Consider the following 14,073-nt stretch of genomic DNA (forward strand, 5'->3'; position numbering starts at 1 on the left):
TTCTTTAAGTATTATTTAGAATATAACTCGACAATGAGCCTCTCTTCAATAGGAATAACCACCTCTTCTCTCTCTGGTAATCGTGTAAAGATTCCAAAAACCTTTTCTACATCCACATCAACCCAAGGGACAATACCAGTTTGTTTAGTTAATTCAATAGCCCTTTGGACTTGGCGATTATTCTTAGTTTTTTCACAAATTTCAATCTTTTGTCCAATATGCACAAAAGCTGAAGGAATATCAAGTCTCTTACCATCTACTAATACATGCCCATGCACCACTAATTGTCTTGCAAATCTTCTAGTAGTTGCAAATCCCATTCTATAAACAACATTATCTAATCTTCTCTCAATAAGCTTAATGAGATTCTCCCCCGTATTCCCTTGCAACCTATTAGCCTCAACAAACATTGCACGAAATTGTTTTTCAGAGACTCCATACATCATTTTTGCTTTTTGCTTTTCACGTAGTTGAATCCCATATTCAGAAATTTTACCTCTTCTTTGTCCGTGTTGTCCAGGACCATAAGGACGCTTATCTAATGCACTTTTTCCTGCCAATCTTCTTTCGCCCTTTAAGGCAAGACTAACACCAAATCTTCTCTCAATCTTTTCTACAGGACCTCTATATCTAGCCATATCTTCTCCTTAGACTCTTCTTCTTTTTGGAGCACGACAACCATTGTGTGGCAATGGAGTAACATCCTTAAACCATAAAACTTTAATTCCCTCTATGCTTCCTAAACTTTTTACAGCAGTTTCTCGACCACTTCCTGGACCTTGTATTTTTACTCCAAGCTCTTTAATTCCGTGCTCTTTTGCCTTAGCTACAGCATCTTCAACCGCCTGTTGTGCCGCATAAGGAGTAGATTTTTTACTTCCTTTAAACCCTAATGCACCTGCGGTACTCCAACAAATAACATTACCCATCTCATCAGTGATTGTTACACTAGTATTATTAAATGCTGCAGAAATATGTATAATACCCCTTGCTATATTTTTCTTAACTACTCTTTTTTTATTAATATTTCTCTTAGCCATTTTTACCCCTTATTTTGATGCACTACCAACAGTTTTTCTTTTACCTTTTCGTGTTCTAGCATTATTTTTTGTTGTCTGCCCACGAACAGGAAGTCCTTTACGATGTCTTAATCCACGATAGTTCCCTAAATCCATAAGAGCCTTAATATCCATTGTAACTTTTTTGCGCAAATCACCCTCTACGATATGGTTTGTTTGAATTTCTTTTGCAATTTTTGAAATTTCATCCTCACCAAGGTCTTGAACCCTTTTATCATAAGAAATATTTACAGCCTTTAAAATATCTCTTGCACTCTTTAAGCCAATACCATAAATATAGGTTAAAGCATATTCTATTCTCTTTTTTTTGGGTAAATCAACACCAGCAATTCTCGCCATTCTTATTCCTTTTTATCCTTGTCTTTGTTTATGTTTTGGATTCTCGCAAATTACTCGAATCACACCTTTTCTCTTAATAACCTTGCACTTGTCGCACATTTTTTTGACAGAGGGTCTAACTTTCATAATCTATTCCCTACCTTAAAATATAAAATCTCTCATTTAAGAATCTAAAATTTATTTTTGAATCGCTCTAAAAGTGCTTCCTAATTATTCATTAGACATTGAGTTTATAGTCCTCAAAAGGCTTATTCATCACCCAAACGACTATGCAAACGCGATTGAAAAAATCACATTAAATTTGCAAATAAAGCCTAAATTATAGAAAAAATCCTATTAAAATCTACTTATACCGAAAAGTAATTCTACCTTTATCAAGACTATAAGGGGTTAGTTCAATTTTCACCTTATCCCCTTGTAGGATTTTAATATAATGCATCCGCATTCTTCCTGCAATATGGCATAAAATAATATGCCCATTCTCTAATTCAACCCTAAAAGTTGCATTTGGCAAAGCCTCACGAACAATTCCATCGACTTCAATCACATCATCTTTTGCCACTCTTATTCCTTTGATAAAATTTCTGCTTTTCCATTCACTATTGCTACGGTATGCTCATAATGGCTACCGCGCATACCATCACTTGAAACGACACTCCATTTATCCTCTAAAATCTTTGGTTGCCCTTCTTTTTGGCAAATCATAGGTTCAATGCAGAATACCATTCCTTCTTTAATCTTATCACCTTGTTTAGCTTTTTTGCCTTCTAGATAATTCGGTATTTCTGGTGCCTCGTGAGGTTTCCTCCCAATTCCATGACCACAAAAACCAAGCAAAGGCACATAACCATAATCCAAAATAAAATCCTCTAGCAAGCCACTTAATTCCTTGAAATGCATTCCTGCTTTGATTTGACTAATAGCAAAATAAAGTGCATCTTTAGAACAAGCAATAAGTCGCTCATCCTCTTCAGATATATTACCGATTCCGCAAGTAATAGCCGCATCACCAAACCAACCATTAAATTCCACACCAATATCAAGCCCTACAATATCACCCTCTTTTAAGGTGTATCCATTAGGCACACCGTGGATAATCACCTCATTAACCGAAGTGCATACAGAACCACTAAATCCATATAATCCCTTAAAAGAAGGTTTTCCTCCACAAGAGCGGATAAACTTCTCCCCCATATCATCAATCTCTTTAAGCGTAATACCTGGTTTTAGTTGAGCTTTAAGGTGATTGAGTGTCTTAGCTACAATTTTACTTGCTGCTGCAATGGATTGAATTTCTGAAGCCTTACGAATCGCAATAGCCATCACAAACCAACCGCACTTAGAGTTTTATATTTATTCATATAAATTTGTGCTTCTATTTTTCTCATTGTATCAATAGCAACTTGCACGACAATTAAAACAGTAGTTCCCCCAAAATAAAAAGGGATTCCAGAAGCTTTTACTAAAATCCAAGGCAAAGTAGCAATGATAGCTAAATACAAAGAACCCCAAAAAGTTAATTTATTAGCAATACTTGTTAGAAAGTTTGCCGTTCCCTCACCAGGTCTAATGCCGGGTATAAAACCACCTTGTCTCTTTAAATTTTCCGAAATATCTTTAGCATTAAAAATAATAGATGCGTAAAAATAAGCGAAGAAAATCACAAAAAAGAACATCAAGACATTATAAAGATAACCATTAGGATTGAGATAATCTGCAATTTCAATCACAACACTATTAGAAGAGGATTGCAAAATAGTAGCAGGAAACATCAAAATAGCAGAAGCAAAAATTGGAGGGATAACCCCGCTAAGATTCATCTTAATAGGAATATAATTCATTATCCTTTTATCTTGATTTTGCATTACTACCCTTCTTGAATAAGAGACTGGAATTCTCCGCTCTCCTAATTCAACAAAAATAATACAACCCACTGTTAAGATAATAATCACGGCAATAAATAATAAAGCAAACCAACTAATTTGATTAGTATTAACTAAATTAAATGTCCCAGCAATAGCACTTGGTATGCCAGAAACAATGCCAGCAAAAATAATAAGACTAATACCATTTCCAACACCCCTTTGGGTAATTTGCTCACCTATCCACATTAATAACATTGTCCCACAAAGCATGGAAATAGCAGAAATAACAATAAAAGTATTCATATCAATCATAATAGCACCATTGGCTCCCGTCCCTAAACTTCTTAAACCGATAGAGACCCCTATTGCTTGAATTAAAGTAATTACAATTGTAAGATAACGAATAATTTGCATATACTTTTGCATGCCATCACGTTCTTTTTTCATCTTTCCTAAATTTGGAAAAGTAGCCGCTAAAAGCTCCATAATAATAGAAGCCGTAATATAAGGCATAATCCCAAGTGAAATGATACTTAAACGTTCCACAGCATTTCCACTAAACATATTAAATAAGCCTAGTGCATTTGAAGCATTATTTTCAAAAAAAGATTTAATAACGATAGTATCAACTCCTGGCACAGGGACATAAGCTAAAACGCGATAAAGAAAAAGAAAGCCTAAAGTAATAAGAATCTTATTTACAATTACTTTATTCATTATTTCTGTCCGCTTGTTAAGATTCTCTTATCTTTAATTTTAGACACAAGGTTTCTAGCCTCTTTGCCTATTAATTTAATTTTTGTGATATAAGAAGGAAATTTATAAACACTCCTAATGCTTTCAAAAGTAATTTCACTTAAATCATTGATGGCTTTAACCTTTTGGACATTAATAACATAAGGTTTAACCACTCTACTTGTAAAACCAATTTTTGGTAATCTTCTTTGCAAAGGTTGCTGACCACCTTCAAAGCCTCTTTTTTGTTTAGAGCCTGTCCTTGCAGTCTGTCCTTTACCTCCTCTTGTAGAGGTTTTACCCATACCACTGCCTTGACCACGTCCAACTCTTTTTATTTTCTTTACACTACCTTTTGCGGGTGCTAAATTTTCTAATGCCATTATTTCTCCCTTATACCTTTACTTTAGAAAGGGCATCAATAGTTGCACGAACAACATTATAAGGATTGTTTGAACCTAGAGATTTTGTCAAAATATCTTTAATCCCCGCCATTTCTAAAACTGGACGCACTGATCCACCTGCAATAACTCCTGTTCCCTCACTTGCTGGCTTAAGTAAAATAATACTTGAATTATATTTTTGCTGCACATCGTGTGCTATGGTTGTGCCTTTAATATTAATTTTAATAATATTTTTAAAAGCATCATCAATAGCCTTTTTAATAGCATCAGGAACTTCTTTTGCTTTCCCAAGCCCAAATCCAACCAAACCTTCTTTATTCCCTACTACAACTAAAGCATTAAAACGGAATCTACGACCCCCTTTTACTACTTTTGTTACACGTCCAATATTTACAACAACTTCTTTAAAATCTTCTCTATTGATTTCCATATTATCCCCTACAAACTAATTCCGCTCTCACGAAGAGAATCCGCAAAACTTGCAACAACTCCGTGATATAAATAACCATTCCTATCAAAAACTACTTCTGCAACATTTATCTTTTTTAAATTATCCGCTAAAGCAATGGCGATTTTTTTCACATCTTCTTTATTGTTTTTTAAACCCATTTTCTTACCATCTATACTAGCTAAAGTTACGCCTTTAACATCATCAATAGCTTGTGCATAAAAATATCTATTAGAACGAAAAATGCTTAATCTAGGAATATTAGCATTACCAAATATTTGGGAGCGGATTCTTAATTTTCTTTTTAATCTTAAACTTCTTTTTTTCTTAATAATCTTATCTGTCATAATCTATCCTTATTTTTTAGAAGTTTTTCCAGCTTTACGAATAATACGTTCATCAATGTATTTCACACCCTTACCCTTATAAGGTTCTGGGGGTCTAAATTCTCTAATTTCCGCAGCAATTTGCCCAATTTGTTGCTTATCAGAACCTTTGATAATCACTAAGTTTTTATCAACACTAATTTCAACACCCTCTGGAATATCATAATTAATAGGATGAGAAAAACCAAGTGCAAGTTCTAAAACTTTACCTTTAATGGATGCTTTATAACCAACACCATTAATTTCTAATTGCTTAGTAAAGCCCTCTGTTAAACCAACCACAATATTATTTGCTAAGGCTCTATAAGTTCCCCAATAAGCTCTAGCTTGTGCATTCTCTCCATTAAGTGAAAAAGTTAATTCATTTTCTTTATGGGTAATACCAACACGACCATAAGTTTCTAACTCTTTGGTAAGTTTTGCACCCTTAAAAACTATTTTGCTTCCTTCAACACTAACTTGAATATTATTAGGAATGCTAATAGGCTTTTTTCCAACTCTTGACATTTAAAACTCCTACCAAATACTGCAAAGGGCTTCACCACCCACATTTGCTTTATATGCTTCATCATTTGCAATAACACCTTTACTAGTGCTAACAACAATAGTCCCATAACCATTTTTGAAATGCCTTAATTCATTCTTGCCCTTATAAACGCGTCTTCCGGGTTTTGAAATACGGGTTATTTCGTTAATCACAGAATAACCTTTCTCATCATATTTTAAAACAACATTAATGGATTGCTTCTTATTCTGCTCTATTACCTTATAACCTTCAATAAAACCTTTTGCTTGAAATACTTCTAAAATGGATACTACAATTTTGGCATAATATAAAGTAGTAGTATCTAATCGCCTCATACTAGCATTTCGTATTCTTGTTAATGAATCTGCAATAATATCATTTACCATATTCTTCCCCTTACCAACTTGCTTTTCTAAGTCCTGGTATTAAACCTTCATTTCCCATCTTACGAAGGCAAACACGGCAAACACCAAAATCCCTATAAACAGAATGTGGTCTCCCACAAATAGAACATCTCGTATAAGCTCTAACTTTGAATTTAGGCTTCCTATTAGCCTTTGCAATCATTGATTTTTTAGCCATTTATTCTTCCTTTTGCAAAAGGTAAGCCAAAAGATTCTAAAAGTTTAAAGGCTTCTTTATCATTTGTTGTTGAAGTAACAAAAGTGATATTCATACCGTGGCTTACCATAATATCATCATACACAACCTCTGGAAAAATTAATTGTTCATTGACGCCAAAATTATAATTTCCTCTACCATCAAAACCATTTCTAGAAATGCCTCTAAAGTCTTTAACCCTAGGTAAAGCAACAACGATTAATTTTTCTAAAAAATTATACATTTGATTACCCCTTAAAGTTACTTTTACACCCATTGGCATTCCCTCACGGATTTTAAATCCCGCAACAGATTTCTTAGCAATGGTAATAACAGCCTTTTGTCCAGCCACTAAAGAAATAGTATCCGCAATATTTTGCATAATTTTAGTATCTTTAGCGTATTCTCCAGCACCAACACTAATAACAATTTTCTCTAACTTAGGTAGTAACATAGGATTTTTGATATTTAATTCTTCTAAAAGCTTCTTTTTAATTTCATTTTTATAGGCGGCTTTTAATTGATACATAGACTATTCCTCCGCTTTTTTAACATTTGAAATATGAATAGGCATTTCCTTTTGAATAAAACCGCCTTTTGGGTTTTTATCGCTTGGTTTAATAGCCTTTTTCACTACTTTACAACCTTCAACAAGAACCTTAGAAGTTTTAGGAAAAACACGCAAAATCTTTGCTTTTTTACCCTTATCATCTCCAGCAATAATCTCTACCATATCACCTTTTTTAATCCTGCATTTGACCATTATAATACCTCCGGTGCTAAGGATACAATTTTCATAAAATTAGCATAACGAATCTCTCTTCCAACGGGTCCAAAAATACGCGTTCCAATAGGCTCTCTTTTGCTATCTAAAATTACTGCTGCATTATCATCAAATCGGATAAGTGCCCCATCTTCTCTATGCAATTCTTTTTTAGTGCGGACAACCACAGCTTTTACAACTTGTCCTTTTTTAACTTTACCATTTGGAAGTGCTTTTTTTACAGAAGCTACGATAATATCCCCAACGGTTGCATACCTTCTTTTACTTCCACCTAATACTTTAATACACATAACTTCTTTTGCACCACTATTATCGGCAACATTTAATCGTGTAAAACTTTGAATCATAATTCAACTCCTACAGATACTACTTTATGAAGTGTAAAAGCTTTTCTTTTAGATAATGGCTTACATTCAATAGCCTCAATCACATCACCTACTTTTACACTATTATTTTCATCATGAACAATATAACGTTTAAATCTTTTAACAATTTTTCTATATTTTGGGTGAATCACGCGTCTCTCGACTAAAACAGTAACACTTTTATCACCAGATTTAGTAGCAACCTTTCCTATAATAATCCTTTTATGTGGTTGTGTATCACTCATGCTTCTACCCTCCTTTTGCTATTAAGAGCAGTTTTGATTCTTGCAATATCTTTTTTAGCTACCCTTATCTCATTAGAATTTGTAAGTTGCATAGTTTTTAACTTTAATCTTAATTCAAATAAAAGAGATTCTTTCTCTTTTAAAAGTTTTAATAACTCTGTGGTATCTTTTTGATTAATCTCAGTATATTTCATTTTCACCCTCTCTAGTTACTATTTTTGTTTTAAAAGGGAGTTTGCTCTGTGCCAAAGATAAAGCATTTCTTGCTAAAGCTTCATCTACGCTACCCATTTCATAAATAATTCTACCGGGTTTAATATTCATAACCCATTTATCAACAGCACCTTTACCTTTACCCATACGAGTTTCAAGAGGTTTAGCGGTTAAAGGCTTATCAGGAAAAACACGAATCCAAACCATACCTGACCTTTTCGTCGCACGAGTCATAGCAATACGCGCTGCTTCAATCTGTCGTGAATCAATTCTACCATGCTCAATAGCCTTAATCCCAAATTCACCAAATGCTAAGGAAGTTCCACGAGATGCTTTCCCTCTATTTCTTCCTTTCATTTGTTTTCTATATTTTGTTTTCTTTGGCATCAACATAGTTATTTCCCCCTTCTCTTTCTTGTAGAGCGAGTTTTTTCTTCGCCCTCTTCAGTTTGCTTCTCTACTTGGATTCCCTTTTGTAAAACTTCACCTTTAAAAACCCAAACCTTTACACCAATATTTCCATAAGTCGTTAAAGCTTCAGCAAAACCATAATCAATTTTAGCCCTCAAAGTATGAAGAGGAATTCTTCCCTCCATATACCATTCTGTCCTTGCCATTTCAGCACCTGCTAAACGCCCAGAAACCCTAACCTTAATACCTTTTGCACCGGATTTCATTGCACTTTGCATAACTTTTTTCATTGCTCGACGAAACGCTACTCTTCTTTCAAGCTGCGTTGCTACACTTTCAGCAACTAATTGTGCATTGCTTTGGGGCTTCTTAACCTCTTTAATATTAATAAAGACATCTTTATTAACAATTTTTTTAAGAGAATCTTTAAGCTTCTCAACATCTGCACCTTTTTTACCAATGATAATTCCCGGTCTTGCAGCGACAACCGTTACGCGAATCTTCCTTGCGGTTCTTTCAACTAAAATATCACTTACACCTGCATAATAAAGCTCTTTTTTTAAAAATTTTCTAATTTTATGATCTTCTGCAATATTTTGCGGAGCACTTGTAAATGATGGAAACCAACGGGATTCCCAATTTCTGTTGATTCCAAGTCTTAAACCAATTGGATTAACTTTTTGACCCATTACTTATCCTTATTTTTTTGTGCTACTTCCACAAAAATATGTGAAGTAGGTTTTCGAATTGGAGTTGCTCTACCTCTTGCCCTTGGTATGAAACGTCTAAGCACAGGACCCGCATCTACCCTACAAGAAGAGACAACAACATTTTCAGCCTCATAACCACCATTAGCAACGGCAGAGGCAATCACTTTAGAAATAACTCTTGCAGCCTTATTTGGCATAAATTCTAAAGAAGCAATTGCTAATTCAGCATTCATTCCTTGAATTTCTCTTGCAATTAATCGTGCCTTTGTAGGAGAGAGGCGAATATATCTTAATAATGCTTTACTCATCCTAGCCCCCTACTTACCAATTTTCTTTTGGACACTTCCTTTGTGTCCTTTGAAAGTTCTAGTAGGTGCAAATTCTCCTAACTTATAGCCAACATGATTTTCTGTTACATATACAGGAACAAAAGCTCTTCCATTATGAACATTAAAAGTAAATCCGATCATTTCAGGAATAATTGTGCTTCTACGTGACCATGTTTTTATCGGTTTATTCTCTTTTGTTTCTTTTGCTTTGATAACTTTTTTCATCAAATGCGTATCAACAAAAGGACCTTTTTTTATCGATCTAGCCATTTACTTTCCTTTATTTTTTTCTTCTTGAAATAATAAGCTTATCACTTGCTTTTTTTCTTCTTGTTTTATAGCCCTTTGCTGGCATACCCCAAGGAGAGACTGGATGCCCGCTAGAACCCGTTTTACCTTCACCACCACCATGTGGGTGATCAACAGGATTCATAGCACTTCCCCTTGTTTGAGGTCTAATGCCTAAATAACGATTACGTCCTGCCTTACCAATAGAGATATTAGCAAAATCTTCATTACCCACTACACCAATAGTTGCCATACATTCACCTAAAATATATCGCATCTCACCACTTGGCATTCTTAAAATAGAGTATTTACCCTCTCTACCCATAAGTTGAGCACTAGCACCTGCACTCCTTGCAAGTTGTCCTCCGGCTCCAGGGTGCATTTCAATATTATGCACAACCGTTCCAATAGGGATATTTTTAACCTTCATCGCATAGCCCAAACGAATATCTAGCCCACTCTCCGCAGAGATTACTTTATCACCCACATTTAAACCGCTTGGCTGGATAATATACCGCTTATCGCCATCTTGATAAGTAATAAGAGCAATTCTACAATTCCTATAAGGATCATATTCTATAGCACTTACCTTACCTTCAACATTAAATTTATTACGTTTAAAGTCAATAATCCGATAAAGCTTTTTAGCCCCACCCTCTTTATGGCGACTTGTAATGCGTCCATTATTGTTTCTACCTGCAGATACAGGAAGCTTTACTAATAACTTTCTTACACTAGGTTTAGCTGTGATATTTTCTGAGCTTAAATTACTCATAAATCTCCTGCTCGGAGTATAGGGTTTATAAGTTTTAATTGCCATTTTTTACTCCTTAAACCGCTAATGATTCAATTTTAGCACCTTCAGGAAGCTTAACATAAAACTTCTTGAAGTCATTTCTTTTACCAATAACACCACGAAACCTTTTAACCTTTCCTTCTTGTCTTAGAGAGTTAATCGATAAAGGGGTTACGCCAAAATATTCTTTAAAAACTTCTTTGAGTTGTGTTTTACTTATCTTTGGAGAGGTTTGCACCACCAAAACACTTTGTTCTTGTAGTTTTAAAGATTTTTCTGTATACATAATGGATTTTATATCTGTAATACTTGCCATTTTTAATCCTCTTTAGTAATGGATTCAAAAAGTGATTTTTCAATCACTATAGATTTAAATGTTGCTACCAAGTAAGCATTAAGCTCAACACCATCAATCAAATAACAATCCTTGATATTCCTAAATGCTAAAAATGTTTTTTCATCAAAAATTTTTGATACCAAAAGAATATTCCTTTGATTTAATGTTTTAAACATAGCATAAGCATCTTTTGTTTTACCACTTTCTATTTGGATTTTATCCACTACAAACAAACTACTATTATTAGCTTTTTCTTGTAAAGCATATTGCAAAGCAAGTTTTTTTTGTTTTTTATTAATTTTTAAATTGTAATTTCTATTATTGCTTGGACCATGAGCCACACCACCACCTACAAATACAGGCGAAGTAATGCTTCCAGCTCTTGCTCTACCGCCGCCTTTTTGACTCCAAGGTTTCTTGCCACCACCACTGACTTTACCACGGGTTTTTGCTAAAGCATTATTAGTCCGCAAAGAGGCTAAAAATGACTTCACATAAAGATAAAGATTGTGAGAATTGATGGTTTTATAACTTTCTGGTAATTCTACTTCCCCACTCTTGTTTAAATCTTTATTTAAAATAATTGCTTTACTCATTTCACAACCTTTAACCTATAATCTTTAATTTGCCAAATGCACCATTAAAACCGGGAATAGACCCCTTTAAAACAAGCAAATTATGTTCTTTGTCAAAAGATACAACCTCATTTTGAACGGTTACTTTTTCATTCCCATAATGCCCTGCCATTTTTTTACCCGGCTGAACGCGTCCTGGCCACTCACGATTCCCAATAGACCCCGGTCTTCTATGGAATCTACTACCGTGTGCTGCAGGACCCCCTTGAAAATTCCAACGCTTTATAACGCCACTAAAACCTCTCCCTTTGGTATTAAAAGAAACCTTAACGCGTTTTGCACTCTCTAAGGAAGATAAATCCAAATCACCCGCTTGTGTATTACCCACTTCAAGCGTAGCAAATTTATTATATTCTTTATCAAGATTATATTTTTTTTGCTGACCTGCAATAGCTTTATTGAGTGATTTTCCTTGATGATAAGCAACAATAGCCTTTCCACCCTCTAAAACTTCACAGACTTTCATAGGTTTTATTTTTAATAAAGTTACAGGAATACTAGGCTTCGCAATCGTTCTACTCATTCCAATTTTTTCTGCTAAAAATTCCATTAATACCCCTTATTTACCCATTGAACGGACTTCAACATCGACCTCTGGTGCCATATCTAATTTTGTTAGGCTATCCACTGTTTCTGATGTCGCTGAAACTATATCAATAATCCTTGTATGAACACGAATCTCAAATTGCTCTCTTGAATCTTTATTAATATGAGGAGATTTTAAGACCGTATAACGTCTTTTTTTTGTTGGAAGTGGAATAGGACCACGAATCTCTGCACCTGTTCTTTTCACCGCCTCTACAATCGAAACAACCGACCTATCAAGGACGCGATGATCGTATGCTTTTAGCTTAAGTCTAATTTTTTCCATAATATTTCCTTCAAAGAACTCACCAAAATTAAGCTTGATGTAATGTTTTGGAAGCTGAGATTATACTTATATTCTTGATTTTTAGCAATATTTTTTGAAGTTTTTTTATATTTTATTTCCTTTTAAAAAGGAAAAGTATAAAATATATCACTCATTTCTTTATTAAGACTTATTATGCTTTTAGAAAAAATATTACAATCCTACCCTAAGCCATTTTGCAAAAACAATAGAAACTTACCCCTACCTTTAAAAAATTTTAATTTTATTTATGGGGGCAAAGGGTTAGGCAAAACTAATCTCATCCTTCATTATTACCAAAATATCCCTTCATTAAAAAAAATGTATATAAACTTAAAAGATGCGAGATTAAACCCTAATAAGGATTTTCAAGATATTCAATCCTTTTGCCAAAAAGAAAATATTGATCTCTTAATTATTGATAATTATGAACCATACTTCACACTCCCTAAACTTCCAAATCTCACACTTATTTCACAAATTCCCTATGCAATAAAAAACTTTCATTACATACATATCCCTCCGCTTAGTTTTCAAGAATATCAACAAATCCATAAATACCATTTAGAAGACGCCTTAAGCCATTTTATCAAATATGGCAATTTATGGGAAGGGGAATCTTATAATGATTACAACAAGGCACAATCCCTCCAAAACATTAACCCTAATCCAACAGATTTTTGCATATTAAAAAATCTCATTTTAAACCTTGGCTTAAAAGTTTCTTTGCACCAAATTTATTTAAAAATCAAAAAAGATACAAAACTCTCTAAAGATAGATTTTATGAATACTGCTCCTTATTACAAAAAAGCAAAATGCTCTTTTGGGTGGAAAAATTTGAGCATAAACTATCCGCAAAAAAACTTTATTTTTATGATTTTACTTTGAAAAATGCCTTTAGTTTTGAGAGAAACTTCCATTCACTCTTTGAAAATATGGTATTTTTAGAGCTTTTTTATGGTTTAAAACAAGAAATCTTTTTTACCGATAAACTCGATTTTTATCTACCAAATTCTTCTTTGGGAATCTTATGTATGCCCTTTATCCAACAACAAACTTTAGAACAAAAACTCCATAAAATAACTAAAGAGCGGGAATATTGTGATACATTCTTAATCCTCACACTTAACCAACAAGGTAAAGGAGAAAATTTAGGAACTCCCTATACCATACTACCTTTTAAAGATTTTGCTTTAAATGTAGCCCACTATACCTAAAAGGCATTATTTTATTTATCCTTATCTCCAAATCCTTAACACATCCCCTACCACATATAATTAAACTTCCCATATCCTGTATGCATAGTTGTATTCTTAGTCCAATTCATCCCATAATTTAAAGAGAAATAAAAAGCATCATTTAAAGGAATAACTAAAGTAGTCCCTAAAGCATATTCTAAATTATCTAATTTACTCTCTCCTCCTCCATAATACCCTATATTAGAATATCTCCCTTTAGGATTAGCAACATTAGGATTAATAGTCCAATCTACTCCTGCATACACTAAAGTCTTAAAATATTTATTCCAATCACTATAAAAAGAAAGAGAGGTTTTAGTTTTAAATAAATTCATCTTATGGGTATAAGTTCTTCTTGTAATAGTATTAATAGCATTATTCATAGTATAAGCCTTAGAATATCCTCCATTATAACCTAAACCTATCTCTGGAGTTAAAGTATGCTTAGTA

At 33.8% G+C, this 14,073-nt stretch carries 28 protein-coding genes and 1 pseudogene; 1 reads left to right on the forward strand and 28 read right to left on the reverse strand.

Annotated features, from left to right (window positions below):
- Nucleotides 1-11: 11 nt before the first annotated feature.
- The 27 genes from rpsD to rpsJ form a co-directional block, all read right to left on the reverse strand.
- Nucleotides 12-638, reverse strand: a complete 627-nt coding sequence (gene rpsD, locus LS72_RS00645) for a 30S ribosomal protein S4 (protein WP_034552013.1) — start codon at nt 636-638, stop codon at nt 12-14.
- Nucleotides 639-647: 9 nt separating this feature from the next.
- Nucleotides 648-1,040, reverse strand: a complete 393-nt coding sequence (rpsK, locus tag LS72_RS00650) for a 30S ribosomal protein S11 (RefSeq protein WP_034552015.1) — start codon at nt 1,038-1,040, stop codon at nt 648-650.
- Between the two features lie 9 nt (nt 1,041-1,049).
- Nucleotides 1,050-1,418 carry a 30S ribosomal protein S13 gene (gene rpsM / locus LS72_RS00655; RefSeq protein ID WP_034552017.1) on the reverse strand — a complete coding sequence of 123 codons (369 nt, stop codon included), beginning with the start codon at nt 1,416-1,418 and terminating at the stop codon, nt 1,050-1,052.
- Between the two features lie 12 nt (nt 1,419-1,430).
- Nucleotides 1,431-1,544 (reverse strand): 50S ribosomal protein L36, encoded by a 114-nt coding sequence (rpmJ, locus tag LS72_RS00660; protein ID WP_005022299.1) that lies wholly within the window; start codon nt 1,542-1,544, stop codon nt 1,431-1,433.
- Between the two features lie 217 nt (nt 1,545-1,761).
- Complete coding sequence (gene infA, locus LS72_RS00665; RefSeq protein ID WP_034552019.1) at nt 1,762-1,980, reverse strand: translation initiation factor IF-1; 219 nt, start codon at nt 1,978-1,980, stop codon at nt 1,762-1,764.
- 2 nt (nt 1,981-1,982) lie between these two features.
- Complete coding sequence (gene map, locus LS72_RS00670; protein WP_034552021.1) at nt 1,983-2,741, reverse strand: type I methionyl aminopeptidase; 759 nt, start codon at nt 2,739-2,741, stop codon at nt 1,983-1,985.
- On the reverse strand, nt 2,741-4,000 hold the full coding sequence (gene secY / locus LS72_RS00675; RefSeq protein WP_034552024.1) for a preprotein translocase subunit SecY: 1,260 nt from the start codon (nt 3,998-4,000) through the stop codon (nt 2,741-2,743). Before secY ends, map begins: the two co-directional genes overlap by 1 nt.
- Nucleotides 4,000-4,401 carry a 50S ribosomal protein L15 gene (gene rplO, locus LS72_RS00680; RefSeq protein WP_034552026.1) on the reverse strand — a complete coding sequence of 134 codons (402 nt, stop codon included), beginning with the start codon at nt 4,399-4,401 and terminating at the stop codon, nt 4,000-4,002. Before rplO ends, secY begins: the two co-directional genes overlap by 1 nt.
- Before the next feature lie 10 nt (nt 4,402-4,411).
- Nucleotides 4,412-4,852, reverse strand: coding sequence for a 30S ribosomal protein S5 (gene rpsE, locus LS72_RS00685; RefSeq protein WP_034552029.1), 441 nt, complete (start codon nt 4,850-4,852; stop codon nt 4,412-4,414).
- Between the two features lie 8 nt (nt 4,853-4,860).
- Nucleotides 4,861-5,217, reverse strand: a complete 357-nt coding sequence (gene rplR / locus LS72_RS00690; protein ID WP_034552032.1) for a 50S ribosomal protein L18 — start codon at nt 5,215-5,217, stop codon at nt 4,861-4,863.
- A gap of 9 nt (nt 5,218-5,226) precedes the next feature.
- Nucleotides 5,227-5,763, reverse strand: coding sequence for a 50S ribosomal protein L6 (rplF, locus tag LS72_RS00695; protein WP_034552034.1), 537 nt, complete (start codon nt 5,761-5,763; stop codon nt 5,227-5,229).
- Nucleotides 5,764-5,772: 9 nt separating this feature from the next.
- Complete coding sequence (rpsH, locus tag LS72_RS00700) at nt 5,773-6,168, reverse strand: 30S ribosomal protein S8 (protein ID WP_034552036.1); 396 nt, start codon at nt 6,166-6,168, stop codon at nt 5,773-5,775.
- Between the two features lie 10 nt (nt 6,169-6,178).
- A complete protein-coding gene (locus LS72_RS00705) occupies nt 6,179-6,364 on the reverse strand; it encodes a type Z 30S ribosomal protein S14 (RefSeq protein ID WP_034552038.1) in 186 nt (61 codons plus the stop codon).
- Complete coding sequence (gene rplE, locus LS72_RS00710; protein WP_034552040.1) at nt 6,357-6,911, reverse strand: 50S ribosomal protein L5; 555 nt, start codon at nt 6,909-6,911, stop codon at nt 6,357-6,359. Before rplE ends, LS72_RS00705 begins: the two co-directional genes overlap by 8 nt.
- 3 nt (nt 6,912-6,914) lie before the next feature.
- The gene (gene rplX / locus LS72_RS00715; protein ID WP_034552042.1) at nt 6,915-7,145 is read right to left on the reverse strand and encodes a 50S ribosomal protein L24; all 231 of its coding nucleotides are present in this window, start codon (nt 7,143-7,145) and stop codon (nt 6,915-6,917) included.
- Nucleotides 7,145-7,513 carry a 50S ribosomal protein L14 gene (rplN, locus tag LS72_RS00720; RefSeq protein WP_034552044.1) on the reverse strand — a complete coding sequence of 123 codons (369 nt, stop codon included), beginning with the start codon at nt 7,511-7,513 and terminating at the stop codon, nt 7,145-7,147. Before rplN ends, rplX begins: the two co-directional genes overlap by 1 nt.
- The gene (gene rpsQ, locus LS72_RS00725; protein WP_034552047.1) at nt 7,510-7,776 is read right to left on the reverse strand and encodes a 30S ribosomal protein S17; all 267 of its coding nucleotides are present in this window, start codon (nt 7,774-7,776) and stop codon (nt 7,510-7,512) included. Before rpsQ ends, rplN begins: the two co-directional genes overlap by 4 nt.
- A complete protein-coding gene (rpmC, locus tag LS72_RS00730; protein WP_034552049.1) occupies nt 7,773-7,970 on the reverse strand; it encodes a 50S ribosomal protein L29 in 198 nt (65 codons plus the stop codon). Before rpmC ends, rpsQ begins: the two co-directional genes overlap by 4 nt.
- Nucleotides 7,957-8,382: a 50S ribosomal protein L16 gene (gene rplP / locus LS72_RS00735; protein ID WP_034552051.1), complete on the reverse strand. Its 426-nt coding sequence runs from the start codon at nt 8,380-8,382 to the stop codon at nt 7,957-7,959. Before rplP ends, rpmC begins: the two co-directional genes overlap by 14 nt.
- Nucleotides 8,383-8,384: 2 nt before the next feature.
- Nucleotides 8,385-9,089, reverse strand: a complete 705-nt coding sequence (gene rpsC, locus LS72_RS00740; RefSeq protein WP_034552053.1) for a 30S ribosomal protein S3 — start codon at nt 9,087-9,089, stop codon at nt 8,385-8,387.
- On the reverse strand, nt 9,089-9,418 hold the full coding sequence (gene rplV / locus LS72_RS00745) for a 50S ribosomal protein L22 (RefSeq protein WP_034552055.1): 330 nt from the start codon (nt 9,416-9,418) through the stop codon (nt 9,089-9,091). The genes rpsC and rplV overlap by 1 nt, the downstream gene beginning before the upstream one ends.
- Nucleotides 9,419-9,427: 9 nt before the next feature.
- A complete protein-coding gene (rpsS, locus tag LS72_RS00750; RefSeq protein ID WP_034552058.1) occupies nt 9,428-9,709 on the reverse strand; it encodes a 30S ribosomal protein S19 in 282 nt (93 codons plus the stop codon).
- A gap of 10 nt (nt 9,710-9,719) precedes the next feature.
- Nucleotides 9,720-10,547, reverse strand: a complete 828-nt coding sequence (gene rplB, locus LS72_RS00755; protein WP_034552061.1) for a 50S ribosomal protein L2 — start codon at nt 10,545-10,547, stop codon at nt 9,720-9,722.
- A gap of 10 nt (nt 10,548-10,557) precedes the next feature.
- The gene (locus tag LS72_RS00760; RefSeq protein ID WP_034552063.1) at nt 10,558-10,839 is read right to left on the reverse strand and encodes a 50S ribosomal protein L23; all 282 of its coding nucleotides are present in this window, start codon (nt 10,837-10,839) and stop codon (nt 10,558-10,560) included.
- Nucleotides 10,840-10,841: 2 nt separating this feature from the next.
- On the reverse strand, nt 10,842-11,456 hold the full coding sequence (gene rplD / locus LS72_RS00765; protein WP_034552065.1) for a 50S ribosomal protein L4: 615 nt from the start codon (nt 11,454-11,456) through the stop codon (nt 10,842-10,844).
- 10 nt (nt 11,457-11,466) lie between these two features.
- Nucleotides 11,467-12,045 carry a 50S ribosomal protein L3 gene (gene rplC / locus LS72_RS00770; protein ID WP_034552067.1) on the reverse strand — a complete coding sequence of 193 codons (579 nt, stop codon included), beginning with the start codon at nt 12,043-12,045 and terminating at the stop codon, nt 11,467-11,469.
- Nucleotides 12,046-12,054: 9 nt separating this feature from the next.
- Nucleotides 12,055-12,366 (reverse strand): 30S ribosomal protein S10, encoded by a 312-nt coding sequence (rpsJ, locus tag LS72_RS00775; protein ID WP_034552070.1) that lies wholly within the window; start codon nt 12,364-12,366, stop codon nt 12,055-12,057.
- Between the two features lie 339 nt (nt 12,367-12,705).
- Here rpsJ and LS72_RS00780 point away from each other — a divergent pair, with 339 nt between their 5' ends.
- A complete protein-coding gene (locus LS72_RS00780) occupies nt 12,706-13,602 on the forward strand; it encodes an ATP-binding protein (protein WP_238700648.1) in 897 nt (298 codons plus the stop codon).
- A gap of 47 nt (nt 13,603-13,649) precedes the next feature.
- Here LS72_RS00780 and LS72_RS10660 read toward each other — a convergent pair.
- Nucleotides 13,650-14,073: pseudogene (locus tag LS72_RS10660) on the reverse strand (autotransporter outer membrane beta-barrel domain-containing protein); the annotation flags it as partial.

The organism is Helicobacter apodemus (assembly GCF_000765745.2).
In the GTDB taxonomy this organism is placed as follows: Bacteria; Campylobacterota; Campylobacteria; order Campylobacterales; family Helicobacteraceae; genus Helicobacter_D; species Helicobacter_D apodemus.